Here is an 18,674-nt window from a genome sequence, read left to right as displayed (position 1 = left end):
CCATGCATCGCCTCTCGCTCCTCGCGGCACCGCTCGCGCTCCTCGCCCTCGCTTGCTCTAGCGAGGACGTAACCCCCTCCGCCAAACCCACGCCGCGCGCCTGGGACAAACTCGCCACACCGAGCGACGTCGCGCTCGGCCCCGTGCGTGGCTTCACGCAGGCGCGCGGCATCATCCACAGCCACTCGCCCTACTCGCACGACGCGTGCGACGGCAAAGGCCTCGACGACAGCGGCGCACCTCGAGCCGACTGCGTCGCGAACCTCCGCCGTGGCATGTGCGACGCCGCCGAGGATTTTGTCTTCCTCACGGACCACGCCGCTCACATGGCGGACGCCGACTTCCCCTCGTTGCTCTTCATCCAGCCCGGCGACGAACCCGTCCTCGGCGCGGACGGCGCGCCCATCGGCAACTTCGTCGCGTGCGGCGACGGCCGCCGCGTCCTCGTCACGGCGGGCAACGAGAACACCTTCATGTCCGTCGGCCTCGAACGCCACCTCCCCGGCGACCCGGCCACGCGCCGCGCCACCTACGAGGGCGAGACCGCGACCACCGTCGATGCGATGCACGAAGCCGGCGCCCTCGTCTTCATCGCGCACACCGAGTCCCGCACGCCCGAGTGGCTCGCTTCGATGCCGTACGACGGCATCGAGGTCTACAACGTCCACGCGGCGATCGACCCTGACATTCGCCGCGACTACCTCGGCCTCGAAGCCTATGGCGGGGGCACCTCCATCCTCCCGTTCACGCGCCAGGACGAGGACGGCCCGCAGCCCGACCTCGCCTTCCTTGGCTTCTTCGAAGAGCTACCCATCTACGGACAGCGCTGGGACGCCTTGCTCCGAACGCGCCACGTCACGGGCATCGCGGGCACCGACGTCCACGAAAATAGCTTTTCGGGCGTGCTCCGCGACGGCGAGCGTGGCGACAGCTACCGCCGCCTCATGCGGTGGTTCTCGAACATCGCGCTCGTCGACGGCCCGATCACCCCGACCTCCGTCAAGACCGCCCTCGCTGCCGGCCGCAGCTACGTCGCGTTCGAGATCCTCGGCACGCCGTCCGGATTCGATTTTCATGCCGAGACAAACGGTACCGTCGTCGAAATGGGTGGGGAGGCCTCCGCCGGCGCGACAATCGTGGCCCACGCTCCCAAGGTTCATAACCTCGATCCCGCCGTCGACGCACCGACGATTTCCATGCGCCTGCTGCGCATCGACGCGTCCGGCACCACGATCGCGGCCGAGGGCGACGCGATCCGCCTCGAGAATGCGCCGCCCGGCGCGTATCGCGTCGAGGTCCGCATCCTCCCGACCCACCTCCGCCCGCACGTCGGCGACACCGGCGCGTCGTACATCCGCGAGCGCTTGTGGCTCCTTGCGAATCCGATCCGCATTTCCTGAAGCCAAAGCGAGGTCAGCTGCCCTAAAAACCGAGGGATCGTGGCGGAGACATCGGGAAAAACGATGGTATGCTGCGGCCACTGTGGAGTGGCTCAACTATCATCACCTCCTTTATTTCTGGGTCGTCGCGCGAGAGGGCAGCATCGCGAGGGCGAGCCAGGAGCTACGGCTCGCCCAGCCCACCATCAGCGGACAGATTCGCGCCCTCGAGGAGGCGCTCGGGGAAAAGCTCTTCGCTCGCAGCGGCCGGCACCTCGTCCTCACCGAGGTCGGGCGCGTCGTTTATCGTTATGCCGACGACATCTTCTCGCTCGGCCGCGAGCTGCTCGACACGGTCAAAGGCCGACCGACCGGCAGGCCGCTCCGGTTCGTGGTGGGCATCGCGGACGTCCTGCCCAAGCTCATCGCGCACCGCCTGCTCGAACCGGCCCTCGACCTCGAAGAGCCCGTGCGTATGGTTTGTCGCGAAGACAAGGCCGAACGGCTGATCGCGGAGCTCGCCCTCCACAACCTCGACATGGTGATCACCGACGCCCCGCTCAGCTCCGGCATGAAGATCAAGGCGTACAGCCATTTGCTCGGCGAATGCGGGATCAGCTTCTTCGCCGCGCCCTCGATCGCGCTCGACACGCGACGCCCGTTCCCGGGCCTGCTCGACGGCGCGCCGTTCCTCCTGCCTGCCGAGGGCACCACGCTCCGGCGCTCGCTCGAGCAATGGTTCGAATCCGAACGAGTCCGGCCACGCGTCGTGGGCGAGTTCGACGACAGCGCGCTGCTCAAGGTCTTCGGCCAGGCCGGCGCGGGCGTGCTCGTCGCGCCTTCGGTGATCGAAAAAGAGATCCAGAATCAGTACGACCTGCGTGTCGTCGGCCACACGGAAGCCGTGAAGGAGCGCTTTTACGCGATCACCGGCGAACGAAAAATCAAAAACCCGGCGACAAACGCAGTCGCCAGCGCCGCGCGCAAACACATCTTCGGCTGAGCCCGCCTTTCATTTCCGCGCGAAATACCTCTCCACCGCCTCCACGAGCCCCTCCATCGTGCTCGTCTCCGCCGTCACGGCGACCTCGATTCCCCGTGCCCGCGCGCTCTCCGTCGTGATCTCGCCAATGCTCGCCACCGTCACGCCCGCGAGCAGCGCGCCTGCCCGCGCCCCGAGCGCCGCCACGAGCCCTTCCACCGTGCTCGTCGCCGAGAGCAGCACCACGTCGATCGATTTCTCCTCGAACCTCTGCACGAGCTCCGCCGTCCGCTCGGGCCCGGCTTTTCGCGTCTCGTACACCGGCACGACCCGCACCTCGCAGCCTGCTGCCCGCAACATTTCGGGCAGCGCCTCCCGCGCCACGAGCGCGCGCGGGATCACGACACGCACAATCTTCTTTTCGGACAAACGACTCCGTATTTCCTCGTCCGCCAGGATCGCGGCCGCCAATCCCTCCCCGCGAAAATCCTTGGGCATGATGTCCGCGCGAATTCCCCGGGAAAGCAGCGCCGCCGACGTCCCCGTCCCGATCGCCGCCACCTTCGCGCGGCCCAAAGCCCGCGCGTCGAGGCCCTTCTCCGCGAGCGCCGCAAAGAGCCGCTCCACGCCATTCTCGCTGGTGAAGGCCACCACGTCCCAGGCGCCGAGCTCCGAAACGAGCGCCGAAACCGCGGACGGATCCGGCGGCGGACCGATCTCGATCGCCGGCCACACGTAGGGCTCGGCTCCTCGCTGCCTGAGCCGCTTCGCCACCGATTGCGCTTGACCCCGCGGCCGGAGCAATGCCACGCGCTTGCCGAACAGCGGCCGCGTATCGAACCAGCGCAGCGCCTCCCGCCGCGCGGCCACCGCTCCCACGAGCAAGATCCCCGGGCTCCCGAGCCCCTCCGCACGCGCCTTCGCCGCGATCTCCGCGACCGTCCCCGTCACGACCCGCTGCTCCGCCCGCGTCCCCCACTGGATCACCGCCGCCGGCGTCTCCGGCGCGCGCTTCGCGGGCCCGACGAGCCCCGCCACGACCTCCTCCAGGTTGTGCATCCCCATCAGCACGCAAATCGTGCCTTTCACGCTGGCGAGCTCCGACCAGTCGTATCCCGTGCCCGATCGCATCGTCCCGCTCACGATCGTCACGCTCGACGCGAGATCCCGGTGCGTCAGGGAAAACCCCGCGTACGCCGTCGCCCCGAGCGGCGAGCACACGCCGGGCACCACCTCGAACGGCACGCCCGCGCGCGCGAGCGCCTCCACCTCCTCCGAGCCTCGGCCGAACAGGTACGGATCGCCGCCTTTCAGCCTCACCACGCTCTTCCCTGCGCGCCCGAGCCGCACGAGCTCCGCCTCGATCGCCTCCTGCTTCGCCTGCTTCGAGGCGCGATCCGAGCCTCGCTTGCCCACGGGCATCACGACCGCGTCGGGCCGCACGCGCGAAAGCAAGGCCGGATGAATGAGCTCATCGTGCAGCACCACCTCCGCGCTCGATAGAAGCTCGGCCCCACGTTCGGTCAAAAGTCCAGGATCACCGGGGCCTCCGCCTACGAGGTACACCGTCCCTGACGCGGCAGCCCGTGCCGCGGATCGCGTAAAATCCCCGCTTTCTTCGCCTTCCGACCGATTTTTCATGATCCCCGCAACCACTTTCCTCTTCACCCGATTGCCACATCCTTGACACAATGCGCAATTCGCCTAGATTCCGCCCATCACATCCCTTCCTCGTTGGGGATCTCTGCTGTATGCGATCCATCAAGCTGCTCACCGAACCCAGCGCGGGCGTCGTCGACCGATGGTACGTCTCCGATGGGGCGACGGCGGTCGGTCCTGTCGGCATCGAGCTCATCGCGCGGGGCCTCGAGGCGGGAAAGGTGCCGCTGGAGAGCTACGTTCGTCACGAGGCGTGGAAGGTGTGGCGACCTCTCTCGGAGCTCGCGGTGATCTCGGTCGACTCTGCGGCGCCCACGCCGCCCTACCATCCTCGCCCCGCGGCGACCATCCCGGGCAGCCTGGGGGATGACGTCACGCTGCCGGGTCGGCCCGTCTTTCCGGACGAGGTGATGCCGCAGGACGCCCTCGCGGGCGCCGCGGACCTCGACGACGCGCTGCTCCTCCTGTTCAACGCGGCCGTCGTGCGCACGTGTGCCGACGCCGGGCTCGTGCACGTGGTGCGTCCCGACGGAGCGGTCGTCCTGTACGCGCACGGCCCCTTCGCGCGCGACATGATCGGCGAGCGCACGAGCCTCGTGGATCCGGCGCTCGCGGCGGCGGCGGAGGGCAACACGGTCGTCGCCGAGCCCTCGCCGGGCCCCGCGGGGCAGGCGGTCCGGGATCGGCTCCTGACTCTTGGCGTCTCGTGCGAGGCGGCGTGGATGGTCCCCGTGCTCGCGGGCGGCCGCCTTGCTGCGTCCATCGAGCTCGGCCGCAAGGCGCCGCGCATCCGGGCGAGTGAGCTCGCGGTCGTCGAGGCTCTCGTCGACGCCCTTTCGTGCCGCGCCGATCACGACGGCTGGTGATCAGGCCGGGAGATCCCGGCCGAAAGAAGCAGTTTCTGGAGGTGAGGACGGGATTCGAACCCGCGTATGACGGTTTTGCAAACCGTTGCCTAACCGCTTGGCTACCTCACCGCGGCTGGTAGGGGCGCGTTTTTGCCCCATCCTGCGCCCTCTGTCAAGCGTCCGTGCACGACACCTTTCAGGTGACCCCCACCACAGTCCCTGAAACTTTTTCGGCGCCGCGCCTCGATCCGGTACGATGGTCCGTGCAGGGCGAGCGGAGAACGGGCATGCGTGCGATCGTCGGATGGGTTTGGGCCGCTTGCCTCCTCGCGGCGCCGTCGTTTGCCCTGGGACAGGGCATCACGTCCACGCCTCCGCGCCGTGTCCAGGAGGACCCGCGAGGAGCGGACCCGACGCGGAAGGCAGCCAAGCCCGACCCCGGGCCGAAGCCCTCGGACGCAGGCGCGGCGAAGGACCCGGCGAAGGACGCCGCGAAGCCGCCGAAAGAGCCGCCGCCCTCGAAACCGACGCTGAAGATCGAGCTCCACGGCGGCGCCTGGCTCTTCTACTACCAGCCCTTCCAGCCTCCCGAGGAGAAGCCCTTCCTCCGGATGCACGTCGCGCACCTGAATTTCGACGCCTCGATCGGCGATTTTGGCCTCTTCTTCAACGCGAGCGTGCGCGACACCCGCATGCGCGAGTTCTACGAAGGCCCGGCGTGGATCGAGGAAGGCTATTTCTATTACAAGCACCCGCGCGTCATGGTGAAGGTCGGCAAATCGTACAGCCGCTTCGGCCTCTTCTGGGACAACTCGTTTTTCGGTCCCATCCATTTCTACGACGGCATCAAGCTCGACCCGAACTACGGCATCTCGATCGAGGGCACCGCGGGCAAGGAGACGGGCCTGCGCCTCGCGTATTTCGGGCAATATTACCTCGTCGACGGCCGGACGAACGGCTCGTACGTCGGGCGCGACACGATCAGCATCCCCGGCGCGAGGCGCAGGCACATCGCCATCGTCCGCGCCGAGCCGGCTTATTACTGGAACAAGGACACGTCGCTCGTCCTGGGTGCGTCGGGGCAATACTTCCAGGCGGACATCCCGGCGCTCGCCGGGAAAAACCGGGACGTGCTCCGGTTCGCCGTCGACGCCACGGTCAACATCGGCCCGGTGAGCGCGTGGGGCGAGGTCATGCGCCAGATGGGCCAGAGCGTCACGGATTGGCCGATCCCGCCCGTCCCGGCGACCGCGACGACGCCTGCCGTCCCCGGCCGCGCCTCGGCACGGAACGATTATCTGCTCGTCGGCGGCGAGGCGCGCATCTGGAAATTCGTGGCCCGCTACAACGTGAGCGGCGTGCGATACCGCGACGTCGGCTACACGGAGTTCATGCATCAGCCGGGCTTCGGCTACAACATGAACGACCATCTCCAGTTCCTCGTGGAATACGCGCACTGGACGCAGCACCCCGCCCCGGGCGTCGGAAAGTTCCTCGACCAGAGCGTCGCCACCACGATTCACGGATATTTTTAGGAAAGGCGCCCCCCCGGGCGAAGCGTCACTTCACGCAGGCGCCGCTGCTCGCACAGGCGAAATCGTCGCAATCGACGAAGGGATTGCCGTCGTTGCTGATACCGTCGCTGCACTCGGCGAACGAGAGTTCGTGGCCGCAGACGGTGATGCTCGGCTTGCGGCTGCAGGAGTTGTCGGCGCAATCGACGAAGGTGTTCGCGTTGTTGTCGACGTTGTCCGAGCACTCGGCGTCGTTCGCCTCGGGGCAGATCGTGACGTCGGGGTTCAGCGAGCAGCCAAAATCCGCGCAATCGATGAAGTTGTTGTTGTCATCCGACGCGCCGTTCGAGCACTCCGCGTTCGCGAGCGCCGTCCACTCGTTCGGCGCCGGCATCGGGCTCGCCGGCACGTTCGCGTTGCACACGACGATGCCCTCGCGCTGACAGCCCGGATCCTCGCAATCGGAGACTCCGTCCTTGTCGTCGTCGAGCCCGTTCGCGCAGAAGACGTTCGAATCCTCCTTGACGAGGTTCTTGCACGCCGTCACGTCCGGGTTCACGAGGCAGGCATTGTCGCTGCAATCGATGAAGTTGTTGCCGTCCTCGTTCTGCCCGTTCGTGCACGCCTCGTTCGCGAGCGACTCGAACTCGGCCGCCGTCGGCATGGGGTTCGCCGGCTGGTCACCCGTGCAGACCACGATGCCCTCGGCCTGGCAATCGGTGTCCAAGCAATCGCTCTTGCCGTCGCCGTCGTTGTCGATCCCGTCGGAACAGCGGCCGTTCGACCATTCACGCTTGCAGAACGCGAGCGCCTGACACGCCGTCTCCTGGCAATCGGTTTTTCCGTCATTATCATTGTCGATCCCGTCGGAGCAGAGCGGGTTCGACGCTTCCTGGATCTTCGCGCACGGCGCGACGCTGTCACAGTTGAAGTCGTTGCAGTCCTTGAAGCCGTCGCAATCGTTGTCGACGCCGTCGCTACACGCTTCCGTGGTGTTCTCGTCGCCCGTCGGCGTGCACATCGTGCCGCTCGACGACGAGCTGCCCGGCGTGCCCGTGCTCGACGTGGTCATCCCGCCCGAGCCCATGCCGCCCGACGCGCCCGCGCCGCCGCCGCCCGACGCGCCCGCGCCACCTTCGCCGCCTTCGCCGCCGATGCCGGTCGTATTGTTCCCCGTCGCGCGACACGCCCCGAGCCCGAGGCCCAGTGCACCCGTAAGAATCAAAGCAACGTACGTCTTCGACTTCATGACCCGTCTCCTCGCCGCGGCCTTTTGATTGCCACGACCAAGTGCCTGTCCCGAGGGGGACGCCTCGCGTCCCCCTCTCGCCCGGGCAAAGCCCGGTCGATTCACCCCCCGAGGGAAGATCGCTTCGCGATCTTCCGAGCATCGAATTCGATGCTCTACCCTTCGTCCTCGGCCTCCGCCTTGTCGCCGCGCAGCCCGAGCGCTTTGCATTTCTTGTAAAGGTGGCTCCGCTCGAGGCCGAGCCCGCGCGCCGTCGACGCCATCGCCCCGCCGTGATGCGCGAGCGCCTCCTCCAGGATCCGCCGCTCCGCCTCCTCGGCGAGCACCCGGAACGGCGTGCCCGGACGAAACAGGCCCGTCGGCGTCCCGGCCGAGGCGCCGCCCAGACAAACCCGCACGTCCTCCGCGTCGATCTTCGCGTCGGGCGTCAGGATCACGAGCCGCTCGATCAAATTCCGGAGCTCGCGCACGTTGCCGGGGAAGCCATAACCCGTGAGCACATCGATCGCGCCCTCGGTCAGGACCATGCCGGGCCGATCGTTCGCGGCCATCGCGAGGCCCAGGAAATGCCGCGCGAGCAGCGGGACGTCCTCGCGGCGCGCGCGGAGCGCCGGCAGCGCGAGCGGCACGACGTTGAGCCGATCGTAGAGGTCGGCGCGGAACTCGCCTTTCTGGCAGGCGGCTTCGAGGTCGCGGTTCGTCGCGGCCACCACGCGCACGTCGACCTTGATCGTCTCGTGCCCGCCGACCCGCTCGATCTCGCGCTCTTGCAGCACGCGGAGCAGCTTCGCCTGCATCGGCATCGGCATGTCGCCGACCTCGTCGAGGAAGAGCGTGCCGCCGCTCGCGCGCTCGAATTTTCCGCGCCGTTGCTTCGTCGCGCCCGTGAACGCGCCGGCCTCGTGTCCGAACATCTCGCTCTCGATGAGCTCACTCGGGACCGCGGCGCAGTTCATCTTCTCGAGCGGGCCCTTCGCGCGCTTGCCGGCGATGTGGATCGCGCGCGCCACGAGCTCCTTGCCCGTCCCGCGCTCGCCGGTCACGAGCACCGTCGCGCTCGCCTTCGCGGCCCGCGCGATCTGCTCGCGCAGCGCCACCATCGACCGGCTCTCGCCGATGAGCTCCCCGAGCTGCCCCGCCTGCGCGCGCAGTACGCGTGCTTCGGCCTCGGCCCGCACGAGGCGCAGCGTGTTGTCGAGCACGAGGAGCAGCCGATCGGTGGAGAGCGGCTTCTCCAGGAAATCGAGCGCGCCGAGGCGCGTGGCGCGGACGGCGGCGTCGATCGAGGCGTGGCCGCTCATCATCACGATGGGCAGGTCCGATCCGCCAACGCGGACTTTTTCGAGCAGCGACACGCCGTCGCCGTCGGGCAGCGCGACGTCGAAGAGCGCGATGTCGTAGCTCTTCTTGGCGAGCTTCTCCTCGGCGATGCGGACGCCGCCGGCGACGTCCACGGTATAGCCTTCGAGGGAGAGAGCCTTCTGGAGCGTGGTGAGGATGGAGGGCTCGTCATCGACGACGAGCACGTGGCCGCGCGGCATCGGCAGACCCTAGCACCCGTCCGCCGGGGGTGGGACGGCGCCGGGCCCTTCGCCTCCGTCACGGCACGGGTTCGAACGTGACCTGTAACGAAGCTCCGCGAAGTGGACGCGGAAGCGAGCGAGCGGGGTCCCGACGATTTTTCGCGCAGCGATGAACCGCTTTCGGGTCGAGCCTCGCTCGGCCCCCACGTTGGGGATGTACGAACGTGGTTCGCTTCGTGGTACGTTCGAGATCCCATGCCTGCCGAGATCCTTCCGACCGCAGAAGGCGATCTCGGGCGAACGCCCTTCGCACACCTGCTCGTCTACGCGCTGGACAAGGCGCTCACGGGCGCGCTTTTCCTGCGCGAGGCATCGGGCATCGAGCACGCGATCCGCCTCGAAGCGGGCGCGCCCGTGAAAGTTCGTCCGGGCGACGGGCACGCGATGCTCGGCGAGATGCTCGTCGAGGCAGGCGCGATCGACGAGACCACGCTGCGAGGCGCGCTCTCGATGCACGGGCTGCTCGGTGATGCGCTCCTCCTCGCGGGGTGCGTCGAGCGCGACCTGCTCGAGCAGACGGCCGCGCGTCAGTTCACGATGCGGATGACGCGGCTCTTCAGCCTCGGCGCCGATACCACGTACAGCTACTTCGACGGCCACACGGACCTGCTCGACGACGCGGCGCCGGCCTCGACGCTGCATCCGCTCGCGGTCCTCTGGGCCGGCGTGCGCGCGCACGCCGCGGCCTCGTCGATGATGGCCGAGACGATCGAGCGCCTGCGCGACGTCACGATCCGCGTCCACCCCGCGGCCGCGATCGAGAGGTTCGCGATGGCCCCCGAAGAGCGCGAGATCCTCGATCGGATCCGGACGAGCGAGCTCTCGCTCGCGCAGCTCTTCAGCGCCGGCTTCGCGCCGGAAGAGACGCTCTGCTGGATGGTCTACGCGCTCGTGATCACGCGCTCGCTCGACCTCGGCCTCGGCACGACGCCGCTCTGCGCGGAGACCCCGCCCGAGCCGCAGCCGACCACGGCGCGCCCCGTGACGCTCGCGCGGATCCGCCTGCGCGCGGCCTCGCATCGCGTGGGCGCGGCGGCGCCGGATCTCGCGGGCGACGGCGAGCGCTCGCGTGTGCAACCGCGCCCGCGCAAGCGTGGTCGTCCGAGCGCGTTCACGCTCGCCGCGCGGCGCATCGGCACGCCTCCGCCGATGGAGGCCGTGAGCGAGCGGCCGTCCACGGCCGCCGTGACCGAGCCGCCGCCGTCGGCGGTCGTCGAGACAGACCCTTCGCCGCCGAACGTACCGAAGCCTGCGGCCGCAGAGCCGCCCGCGAGCGACACGCCCTCCTCGGAGAGCGACAAGGCGCCCACCGTGCCCATGCCGCCCGAGGGCCAACCGGACGCCGCGCGCCCGGCGCACGCGCTCTACTGCCTCGCGACGTCGCGCATCGCGGAGCGTGATCTCGCGGGCGCGCTCGCGGCGTGTCAGCTCGCGCGCGAGGTCGATCCCACGCAGCCCGACTATGCCGCGCTCGCCGTGTGGATCCGCTCGCTCGTCGGAGGCGCCGATCTCCGCGCCCGCGTGGCCGAGCTCGACGCGCTGCTCGAAGCACGCGAGGACCACACGCAGGCCTTGTTCTACCGGGGATATCTACGCCGTCGGATCGGCGACGAGCAGGGCGCGGTGCAGGATCTCCGCCGCGTGCTCGACCTCGATCCGGACCACCAGGACGCCGCGCGCGAGCTCCACCGGATCGCCATGGGCAAACCGGCGAAGCGGCCGAGCGGCTATTTCCGGATGTAGCGGGAGGCGCGGCGATCGTTGGTCCTCCAAGGACGGAGGCCACGATCGCCGCGGGGTTCGTCAGGGCGCGAGACGGACGCCGAAGAGATCGGCGCCGCCGCTGCTCGTGATCGTCCCGAGCGGCGCGCCGAATGCGATCTGCGATTCGAAGCTGCCGCCCACGATCACGTCGCCTGTTCCGTCGACGGCGGCGGCCCAGGCCGTTTGCGCGCCGGTCCCGCCGAACGTCTTGGTCCAGATCGGCGCCCAGTTCGCCGCGGCGAGCTTCACGACGAAGACGTCATTGCCGTCGCCCGTCGTGAGCGTCCCGCTGCCGAAATCCACCGACCCGTCGAAATGCCCGGTCACGATGACGTGCCCCGCGCCGTCGACGGCGATGCCCGCGCCGCGCGAGGTTCCGGTGATCCCGAAGCGCCTGCTGTTCACGTGGTTTCCGTTCGCCGCGAGCTCGGCAACGTACACGTCGGTCGCCCCCACGGCCGTCATCTCGCTGCTGCCAAAATTCACCTTATCGGCGAACCTGCCGGTGATCAGGACGTTCCCATTCGGCGCGGCGGCGATGTTTCCCTGGAATTGATCCCCGGACAAACCGAAGAGCTTGCTCCACATGTGATTGCCGTTTCCCCCCTCGTACATACCGACGATGATGTCGCGGCCGCCCGCTCCATTCATGTTGCCGCCGCCGATATTCGCATTGCCGTCCGTCTCGCCCACGAGCGCGACATTGCCGTCCTTCGTCACCGTCAGGTGCCGCGCTCGTTGATTGCCGCCGCCGCCCATGACGCGGCTCCAGCGATGATTCCCTGCGGAATCGTAGCTCGCCAGGAACACGTCCTCCATGTTGGGGTCCAGAGAGTTGCCCCCGAGGTTCACGTTGTCGCTGGTCGCCCACCCCGTCACGTACAGGTTCCCCGCGCCGTCGAAGTCCACGTCCTGCGCCGATTGCACGTTGTTCGCCCCGAAGCGCTTGCTCCAGACGTGCTCACCCGCGGCGTTGAGCTTCAGGACGAAGATGTCCCCCCAGTTGTCCCCGGAGGCCGACAGGTCACCGCCGCCGAAGTTCATCGTCCCGATGAACTCGCCCACGACGACGATGTCGCCAGCATCGCTGACAGCGACCCCGCGCGCGACGCCGACCGTCGTCGCGGGATACGTCTTCGCCCACTGCATCTGTCCGTCGGCGCCGACCTTCGCGACGTAGACGCTGCCCACGGCCGTGTCGAAGCCGAACAGATCCGCCCCGAGGTCCGCGTCGACCGTGCCTGCAATCACATACCCGCCGTCCGGCGCGAATTCCACGTCGTAGATCGCGTCGTCCATCGGATCGGAGTTCTTCCCGGTCGGCGTGAAACCCGACTCCACCGTGCCCGTGCACGTGATGGTCGTGCCGTCGCAATCTTCGTCCTCCACCGTCGCGCAATCTTCGAACTTGGGCTTGTTCAGCTCCGTGCACGATTCGACCGCTTTTCCATCCGCGCTGCACGTCCCCATGCCCGCAGCGCAGATGCCTTCCAAACCCGTGTCGCACGAGGCCGGCTGGCCGGGCTGGCAAATACAGACCGCCGCCTCATTGGCCTCGCCATTACAATCTTCGTCTTCGGGCTGGGTGCAATCTTCGGCTGCTGCGGGAACGACCTGCCCCTCGCAGGAGCCCCATTCCATGCCGTTGTCCCCGCAGACCTCCGTGCCGGCCTTGCAGATGCCGACACCCTGGGTCCCCGACGGCCCCGAATAACACGCCCTCGTAGCGCCCGGCGTGCACATCACGCTCCCGCCCGCGCCGCCATCGCCCCCGCTGCCCCCCGTGCCGCCCACCCCGCCTGCGCCCGCCGTCCCCCCCGAGCCGGCCGCGCCGCCCGCCAGCACGGGGAGCGAACCATTCGTGTCGAACCCACACGCGAGCGGCACCGCGGAAAGGCCGAGCACGGCGAGCAGACCTAGAGAGCGACGAATCCGACGATCCGCGTGGGGCATGAGCATTCTCCTGTGCGAAAAGCAATACGCGCCGATAACGCGCTGGGGGAGGAATCGACTCTACGGGAGCCCGGCGGCCGAATCAATCGGGCCGCGCCCACGATCCGGCGATGGGTTGACGCTGGCGCGTTCCGGCATCATCGCCTCGACGTGCCCCGCCTCTCCGCCCGCGTGCACCTGCCCTCCGGCCGCGTAGCGCGCCTCTCCGACGAGGCCGCTCGGCGCGCCGGGACACACGCTCGCACGCCCGATACACGCAAGGGCGGCTGCATGGAAGCGATCGCGATCCTCGAAGCCGAGGACGTCGCGAAGACCGACGCCGCCGCGCCGATCGACGTGCGTGGTTTGTCCCTGCGTGACTTCCACGTGCTCCGCGCGCTCCTGGTCCACACCGGCGTGCAAAAGGAAGAGCCCGCCGAGCTGCCGTGCGAGAACTGCGGCGAAGCTTTCCGTGTCGTCCCTTCGCGCCTGCTCGAGATCGCGCCGTTCATCGACGGCGAGCTCGACGACCCCGAGCTCGACGCACCCTTCGATCACGAGGCGGCCCACGCGATCCCGGCGATCCGCGTGGGCACCGAGCTCGCCCGCTCGATCCGCATCGCCGCGCGCACCGTCGAGGAAGCCCTCCCGCTCTTCCGCGCCGAGTCTGCACCGGCACGCATCACGCCGGCGCTCGTCGTCGCCATGGGCATCACCGCGCTCGGCCGCGAGCGCCGCGCCTCGGCCATCGCCAAGGCGCTCACCGAGGCCCCGCCCGAGGCCTACCAGGCCGTCGCCGATCTCCTCTACGAAGCGCACTACTCCGCGCGCCTCGTCGCCGTGCACCGCTGCGCCTCCTGCGGCGCGCGAAACGACCTCGACATCCCCTGGCACCGCGAAATCCCTTACGAGATCGGCGAGCCTCGCAAGCCACGCCGCGCCTTCCCGGACCTCGACGCGTTCGAGGCGATGGTCACGGAAGCCGCCGACCGCATCTACCGCGCGCGCGGCGTGCGCAACATCGACCTCATCGTCGACGACGGCGTGCCCGCCTGCGACGACGGCGGCGAGCCGCTGCTCGGCTGCTACACGCCCGGCGGCACGGACGCGACGCTCGGCATCCCACGCGCGCCCGAGATCCGCTTGTTCTACCGGACGTTCCAGACCGAGCACCGCCGCGATCGTTCGTTCGACGTGGCCGCCGAGATCGACGAGACGATCGACCACGAGATCACCCACCACCTGCATCACCTCGCCGGCGACGATCCGCTCGACGACGAAGAACACGCGGTGATCGAGAAGGAAACGCTCCGCAGGATCGGCAAACGCGAGGCCGCGCGCCGCGCGAGCCGAGGCCTCGCGTCGGACCTCGCGGGGTTCGTGCGGACGACGTGGCCGCTCTTCGTGATCGCGTTCGTCGCCACGTATTTCACATTCTGCCGCTGAAAGAGGCGAGCCAGCTTGACCTCGGCCCTCGCCCGGCAAGAATGGCCTCGTCATGCGCCCTGCCTCGATCCTGCGCGCGATCCTCGCCTCCTCGATCGCGCTCGTCGCCGCCACGGCCGCGAGCTCGTACGTGCTCGCCCAGACCGACGCGAAGGCCGACGGCAACGCGGTCGTCGCGAAAGTTGGAGTTCGAACGATCACGGTGCGCGAGGTCGAGCGCAGGCTCGCCTCGATGCCGCCGTTCCAGCTCCGCTACTTCGGCAAGACGCACGACGAGATCCGCCGCAAGTTCGTCGAAGAGACCGTCCTCAAGGAGACGCTCTACGCCGAGGGCGCCGAGGCCGCGAAGATGCGCGAGCTGCCCGAGGTCGCCGAGCGCGTTCGAAGCGTGCTGCGTAACGCGATCGTCTCGCAGATCCGCGCCGAGGTCGCCGCGCAGGGCGGCGTGACCGACGAGGAGGTGCGCGCCTACTACGACGCGAACCGCGACAAGTACCACGCGCCGTCGCGCGTCGCGATCTGGCGCATCCTCGTCGCGACGCGCGAGCAGGCGCTCGACGTCATCCAGAAGGCGAAGGCCGACCTCTCGCCGAAGCGCTGGAACGAGCTCGCGCGAGATCTCTCGCTCGACAAGACGACGAACATGCGCGGCGGCAACCTCGGGCTCGCGGCGCCGGATGGAACGACGACGGACCCGAACGTGAAGGTCGACGTCGCGCTCGTCAAAGCCGTCGAGGGCGTGAAGGACAGCGAGCTCGTGCCCGAGCCCGTGGCCGAAGGTTCGTCCTGGGCCGTCGTCTGGCGGCGCCAGAGCATCAAGGCGGTCGATCGCCCGCTCGAGCTCGAAGCGCCGTCGATCAAGCAGATCCTGATGCACGAGCGCACGCAGAAGAAGATCCAGGAGCTCGTGGCCGCGCTGCGCAAGGAGCACCTCGGCGAGACGAACTCCGACCTGCTCGAGATGCTCGGCGTGAGCGCGATGGGCGAGATCACGCCGGCCAAACGCCCCGGCACCTTGCCCTCGTCGCGGCGCCCGGCCGCAGGCCCGCCCGCGCCCTCGCAGACGCCCGTGGGCCCGCGCTGACGCAGCGCGCTCTCAAGCGAGCGCGATCGCCACGAGGAGCCCGAACGCCGAGACGATCGCCGAGATCACCGCGACGACCGTGCCCGTGCGCCGCGCGCGCTTCGCCGCGTCCTCGGGCAAACCGTAGACGCCTTTGAGGAGCGCGTCCGAAGCTCGACCCGGCACGCGCATCGAGAGCGCGAGGACCTCCGCCGCCGCCTTCGCGCCTCGCGATCCGAGCATCCAGATCGCGCCGAGCGGGCCCGTCATCAGATCCCAGCCGCACGAGTACAGGCCAAACCGGAGCGCGCGCCTTCGTTGCGGACGCGCCCCATGCTTTCGCGCGCCCGCGTCGAGCGCCGCGCCGTGGCTCGCGTGCGCCACGACCATCCAGAGCGCGAGCGCGGGCACGCCGATGACGAACCACTCGATCGCCCGCACGCGCATCTCCGGATCGCCGATCACCTGGAGCGCCAGGTTCGGCAGCGCGAGCGCGGCGAGCGGCAAGAGCATCGCCACCATCGAGCCGACCGCGAGCATCTCGGCCAGGATCGCGAACCGCACGGCCGGCGGCAGCGCGCCGTCCGGCAGCGCCGAGAAAAACGCGTCCGCGCCCTGCGTCGTCGCGAGCGCCGTCCCCCAGAGCCGCGACCACGCCGTCCCTCCAGGACGTTCCCACGGCACGATGGCCATCACGCCCGAGGCCGTCTCGTCCGCGGGCGTGCACCCCGAGCAATCCGATTGGCCGCAGATCGTGCAGAGCACAGCCGCGGGCACCTCGAAGGCATCGGTGTCGGACGAGTCCGCTCTCGGCCGGACGCGTTGCGCGCTCATCGGTGTCTTGGCCATGGCGCACCTCCGACGGACCCGCCCCGCGCCGCGCGAAGAAAAGCCGCCGCCCACAGAATACGCGAGCGCCTCGGCCGTGTCGACCCGGGGCGGCCGCAAAAAGGCCTCAATGCAACATCTCGTCGCCCTTGCGCGCCTCCTTCGAGCGCAGGTCGTCGACGCGCCCGCCGAAGCGCGTCGCGACGCCGAGCGCGAGCAAGCCGAGCACGAACGTGACGTGCAGACCGTACGCCCACGCGAAGCGACGAGGCAGGTTGCGCGTGCTCTCGGGGACCACGGCGACGCGCATGATCACGGTCATGATCACGATCGCCGCGAGGAATCCGACCGCGAGGCGCGCGCCGCGCATCGCGTGGATCGAGCGGCGCGAGAGCACGAGCGGGAGCATCACGACCCACGACACGAAAGGCGCCCACATCCACTGCAAGCGCTCCGCGAACTCGAATCCCGTGAACACCCGAAGCTCCGGCGCGGTCTCGCGCATCCACGGCAGAAAAAACGCGACGAGCCCGAGCACCGCGATCATCACGAGCGGACCACGTCCGCGGCCGACGTACGTGAACGGCACCGTCTCCATCTCGGGCGGCACCGGCTCCTCGTCCTCGAGGGCCTCGCGCGAAGGCGGCAGCTTGCGGATGTCCTCCAGCGCGAGGCCACACTCGGGGCAGACGCGCGCCTCCGAGGGCTCGAACATCTCACGGCAGAAGGGGCACGCGACGAGGGCAGGCATCGGGCGGCGGGGAGTTTAGCGCGCGCCGGGTTCCCAGCGCGCGCCATGCCGTTTACAAATGCCCCACCATGTCGAACCGACAGAAGCTCGCAGACGACGCCGTCGCCACGTTCCTGTCCGCGCACGCAGGCTGGTCGCGCGCCGGCGAGGCCATCCAGAAGACCTACAAGTTCCCCGACTTCTCCACCTCGCTCGCCTTCGTCGTGCGCGTGGGCCTCGCGGCGGAGAAGCATGATCATCACCCCGACGTCCACCTCGGCTGGGGCCGCGTGACGGTCGTCTGGTCGACGCACGACGCCGGCGGGATCACGGTCGTCGACACGGAGATGGCCGAAGCGACCGATCGGCTCTACGCAAGCGCATGAACGAGGATCCGACGCGGTGATGGAGTCCCCTCGAGAAGCGCTCCTCGCGCGGCTCGGGTTGAGCGGCGAGCTGCCTCATCTGGAAGAGGCGCTCACGCACCCGAGCTTCTCGAACGAGCAACGCAAGGGCGCGTGCGCCGACAACCAGCGGCTCGAATTCCTCGGCGATGCGGTGCTCGGGCTCTGCGTTGCCGAGCTCTTGATGCAGCGTTTTCCCGGTGCAGACGAAGGCGAGCTCTCGCGGATGCGCGCGTCCCTGGTGAACCCGAATCCGCTCGCCGCATGGGCGCGCACCGTCGAGCTCGGCGCGGCGCTCCGGCTCGGTCGAGGCGCGCAAGCCGCAGGCGAGCGTGACCGCACGAACGTGCTCGCGGACGCGGTCGAGGCGATGATGGGCGCGATCTACCTCGATCGTGGCTTCGACGCGGCGCGCCTCTTCGTGCACGCGGTGATCGCCGAGCCGCTCGCGCGCCTCACGGAGGGCCCCGAGCGCACGCGGGATCCGAAGAGCGAGCTGCAAGAGCGTGTGCAGGCCACGGGCGGCCCCTCGCCCCGCTACCGCGTCGTGCGCGTCGAGGGACCGCCGCACCATCGGGATTTCACGGTCGTCGTGGAGATCGACGAGCGGGTGGTGGGCGAAGGCCAGGGCCGTTCGAAAAAGCTCGCGGAGCAGGAGGCCGCGCGGGCCGCGATCCTGCGCTTGTGGGCAGGTGACGCGGACGCGGCGAGCGAAGTATCTTCGGGTTCCAACGAGTCCGAGGTTCGTCCGTCCAATGGAGCCCTCCCGCGGACGGAGGATGCCTGAGACTTTCGAGGAGGTTTTCGAGGATGCGCCGGATCGCGCTCGCCGTGCTCGTGACGCTCGCGCTGGTCTTCACCGTTCTGCCGGCGTGGGCTGGTAGTTATCTCGACCGCGCCGCCCTGCTGCTCGACGGGGCGCGCAAGGAAGGGGACATGCTCCAGCCCCGCACGTTCGACAAGGAGCTCGTGCTCGTCGTGAAGGCGCTCGCCGAGGCGCGCGCGCGCGTCGGCCGCAAGATGGAGGTGCCCGCGGCCGTGACGAAGGCGCACCCGCACCTCTTGCTCGTGCTCGAGAACTACGAGCGCGCGGCGTCCGCGGCCGAGGACGGCAACTTCAAGAAGTTCATGGAGCACCTGACCACGGCGCGCGACGAGGACCGGAACTTCCGCGCGATCATACGGGAGCTCGGCTACACGCTGCCGGACGTGAACACGAAGAAATGAGCGGCGCGCAGGCCTGAAAACGAAACGGGCCGCCTCGAACGAGGTGGCCCGTTTTGCTCTGAGCGT

The 18,674-nt window shown here is 69.0% G+C and carries 16 protein-coding genes and 1 tRNA gene; 10 read left to right on the top strand and 7 right to left on the bottom strand.

What is annotated here, in order from left to right; translation table 11 throughout:
* The first annotated feature begins 2 nt into the window (after positions 1 to 2).
* Complete coding sequence (locus QHF83_RS07900; protein ID WP_282417142.1) at positions 3 to 1,400, top strand: hypothetical protein; 1,398 nt, start codon at positions 3 to 5, stop codon at positions 1,398 to 1,400.
* An 82-nt stretch (positions 1,401 to 1,482) separates the two neighbouring features.
* A complete protein-coding gene (gene nhaR / locus QHF83_RS07895; protein WP_282417141.1) occupies positions 1,483 to 2,382 on the top strand; it encodes a transcriptional activator NhaR in 900 nt (299 codons plus the stop codon).
* A 9-nt stretch (positions 2,383 to 2,391) separates the two neighbouring features.
* On the opposite strand, the gene cobA is transcribed toward nhaR, so the two are convergent.
* Complete coding sequence (gene cobA / locus QHF83_RS07890; RefSeq protein ID WP_282417140.1) at positions 2,392 to 4,002, bottom strand: uroporphyrinogen-III C-methyltransferase; 1,611 nt, start codon at positions 4,000 to 4,002, stop codon at positions 2,392 to 2,394.
* A 110-nt stretch (positions 4,003 to 4,112) separates the two neighbouring features.
* Between cobA and QHF83_RS07885 the strand changes: the two genes are divergently transcribed.
* Positions 4,113 to 4,886, top strand: a complete 774-nt coding sequence (locus tag QHF83_RS07885) for a hypothetical protein (RefSeq protein WP_282417139.1) — start codon at positions 4,113 to 4,115, stop codon at positions 4,884 to 4,886.
* 36 nt (positions 4,887 to 4,922) lie between these two features.
* Here QHF83_RS07885 and QHF83_RS07880 read toward each other — a convergent pair.
* A tRNA-Cys gene (locus QHF83_RS07880) sits at positions 4,923 to 4,997 on the bottom strand.
* 158 nt (positions 4,998 to 5,155) lie between these two features.
* On the opposite strand from QHF83_RS07880, the gene QHF83_RS07875 reads away from it, so the two are divergent.
* A complete protein-coding gene (locus QHF83_RS07875; protein ID WP_282417138.1) occupies positions 5,156 to 6,403 on the top strand; it encodes a hypothetical protein in 1,248 nt (415 codons plus the stop codon).
* Positions 6,404 to 6,428: 25 nt separating this feature from the next.
* On the opposite strand, the gene QHF83_RS07870 is transcribed toward QHF83_RS07875, so the two are convergent.
* Positions 6,429 to 7,631: a hypothetical protein gene (locus tag QHF83_RS07870; protein ID WP_282417137.1), complete on the bottom strand. Its 1,203-nt coding sequence runs from the start codon at positions 7,629 to 7,631 to the stop codon at positions 6,429 to 6,431.
* Between the two features lie 155 nt (positions 7,632 to 7,786).
* A complete protein-coding gene (locus QHF83_RS07865) occupies positions 7,787 to 9,172 on the bottom strand; it encodes a sigma-54 dependent transcriptional regulator (RefSeq protein ID WP_282417136.1) in 1,386 nt (461 codons plus the stop codon).
* A gap of 237 nt (positions 9,173 to 9,409) precedes the next feature.
* Between QHF83_RS07865 and QHF83_RS07860 the strand changes: the two genes are divergently transcribed.
* Complete coding sequence (locus QHF83_RS07860; RefSeq protein WP_282417135.1) at positions 9,410 to 10,957, top strand: hypothetical protein; 1,548 nt, start codon at positions 9,410 to 9,412, stop codon at positions 10,955 to 10,957.
* A 60-nt stretch (positions 10,958 to 11,017) separates the two neighbouring features.
* On the opposite strand, the gene QHF83_RS07855 is transcribed toward QHF83_RS07860, so the two are convergent.
* On the bottom strand, positions 11,018 to 12,931 hold the full coding sequence (locus QHF83_RS07855; RefSeq protein WP_282417134.1) for an SBBP repeat-containing protein: 1,914 nt from the start codon (positions 12,929 to 12,931) through the stop codon (positions 11,018 to 11,020).
* 150 nt (positions 12,932 to 13,081) lie between these two features.
* Between QHF83_RS07855 and QHF83_RS07850 the strand changes: the two genes are divergently transcribed.
* A complete protein-coding gene (locus QHF83_RS07850) occupies positions 13,082 to 14,356 on the top strand; it encodes a metallopeptidase family protein (protein WP_282417133.1) in 1,275 nt (424 codons plus the stop codon).
* A gap of 52 nt (positions 14,357 to 14,408) precedes the next feature.
* A complete protein-coding gene (locus QHF83_RS07845) occupies positions 14,409 to 15,440 on the top strand; it encodes a peptidyl-prolyl cis-trans isomerase (protein ID WP_282417132.1) in 1,032 nt (343 codons plus the stop codon).
* Between the two features lie 12 nt (positions 15,441 to 15,452).
* On the opposite strand, the gene QHF83_RS07840 is transcribed toward QHF83_RS07845, so the two are convergent.
* Both QHF83_RS07840 and QHF83_RS07835 read right to left on the bottom strand, forming a co-directional pair.
* On the bottom strand, positions 15,453 to 16,268 hold the full coding sequence (locus QHF83_RS07840; RefSeq protein WP_282417131.1) for a hypothetical protein: 816 nt from the start codon (positions 16,266 to 16,268) through the stop codon (positions 15,453 to 15,455).
* A gap of 106 nt (positions 16,269 to 16,374) precedes the next feature.
* A complete protein-coding gene (locus tag QHF83_RS07835) occupies positions 16,375 to 16,998 on the bottom strand; it encodes a hypothetical protein (protein WP_282417130.1) in 624 nt (207 codons plus the stop codon).
* A 68-nt stretch (positions 16,999 to 17,066) separates the two neighbouring features.
* On the opposite strand from QHF83_RS07835, the gene QHF83_RS07830 reads away from it, so the two are divergent.
* From QHF83_RS07830 to QHF83_RS07820, 3 genes are read left to right on the top strand one after another with little or no spacing between them, the layout of a single operon-like run.
* Positions 17,067 to 17,363 carry a 4a-hydroxytetrahydrobiopterin dehydratase gene (locus QHF83_RS07830; RefSeq protein ID WP_282417129.1) on the top strand — a complete coding sequence of 99 codons (297 nt, stop codon included), beginning with the start codon at positions 17,067 to 17,069 and terminating at the stop codon, positions 17,361 to 17,363.
* A gap of 19 nt (positions 17,364 to 17,382) precedes the next feature.
* A complete protein-coding gene (gene rnc / locus QHF83_RS07825; protein WP_282417128.1) occupies positions 17,383 to 18,168 on the top strand; it encodes a ribonuclease III in 786 nt (261 codons plus the stop codon).
* Between the two features lie 23 nt (positions 18,169 to 18,191).
* Positions 18,192 to 18,608 carry a hypothetical protein gene (locus QHF83_RS07820; RefSeq protein ID WP_282417127.1) on the top strand — a complete coding sequence of 139 codons (417 nt, stop codon included), beginning with the start codon at positions 18,192 to 18,194 and terminating at the stop codon, positions 18,606 to 18,608.
* Positions 18,609 to 18,674 lie beyond the last annotated feature (66 nt).

It is taken from the genome of Polyangium sp. 15x6, from assembly GCF_029960785.1.
In the GTDB taxonomy this organism is placed as follows: domain Bacteria; phylum Myxococcota_A; class Polyangia; order Polyangiales; family Polyangiaceae; genus Polyangium.
The sequence above is the reverse complement of the archived record's forward strand: the minus strand, read 5'-3'. Positions and strand labels throughout refer to the sequence as shown.

Excerpts from the sequence above, each read along its gene's own strand:
- QHF83_RS07885 (WP_282417139.1), top strand. The coding sequence starts at position 4,113 with ATGCGATCCATCAAGCTGCTCACCGAACCCAGCGCGGGCGTCGTCGAC.
- QHF83_RS07845 (WP_282417132.1), top strand. The coding sequence starts at position 14,409 with ATGCGCCCTGCCTCGATCCTGCGCGCGATCCTCGCCTCCTCGATCGCG.
- QHF83_RS07865 (WP_282417136.1), bottom strand. The coding sequence starts at position 9,172 with ATGCCGCGCGGCCACGTGCTCGTCGTCGATGACGAGCCCTCCATCCTC.
- QHF83_RS07870 (WP_282417137.1), bottom strand. The coding sequence starts at position 7,631 with ATGAAGTCGAAGACGTACGTTGCTTTGATTCTTACGGGTGCACTGGGC.
- QHF83_RS07900 (WP_282417142.1), top strand. The coding sequence starts at position 3 with ATGCATCGCCTCTCGCTCCTCGCGGCACCGCTCGCGCTCCTCGCCCTC.
- QHF83_RS07840 (WP_282417131.1), bottom strand. The coding sequence starts at position 16,268 with ATGGCCAAGACACCGATGAGCGCGCAACGCGTCCGGCCGAGAGCGGAC.
- rnc (WP_282417128.1), top strand. The coding sequence starts at position 17,383 with ATGGAGTCCCCTCGAGAAGCGCTCCTCGCGCGGCTCGGGTTGAGCGGC.
- QHF83_RS07830 (WP_282417129.1), top strand. The coding sequence starts at position 17,067 with ATGTCGAACCGACAGAAGCTCGCAGACGACGCCGTCGCCACGTTCCTG.
- QHF83_RS07875 (WP_282417138.1), top strand. The coding sequence starts at position 5,156 with ATGCGTGCGATCGTCGGATGGGTTTGGGCCGCTTGCCTCCTCGCGGCG.
- cobA (WP_282417140.1), bottom strand. The coding sequence starts at position 4,002 with ATGAAAAATCGGTCGGAAGGCGAAGAAAGCGGGGATTTTACGCGATCC.
- QHF83_RS07860 (WP_282417135.1), top strand. The coding sequence starts at position 9,410 with ATGCCTGCCGAGATCCTTCCGACCGCAGAAGGCGATCTCGGGCGAACG.
- QHF83_RS07835 (WP_282417130.1), bottom strand. The coding sequence starts at position 16,998 with ATGCCTGCCCTCGTCGCGTGCCCCTTCTGCCGTGAGATGTTCGAGCCC.
- QHF83_RS07855 (WP_282417134.1), bottom strand. The coding sequence starts at position 12,931 with ATGCCCCACGCGGATCGTCGGATTCGTCGCTCTCTAGGTCTGCTCGCC.
- QHF83_RS07820 (WP_282417127.1), top strand. The coding sequence starts at position 18,192 with ATGCGCCGGATCGCGCTCGCCGTGCTCGTGACGCTCGCGCTGGTCTTC.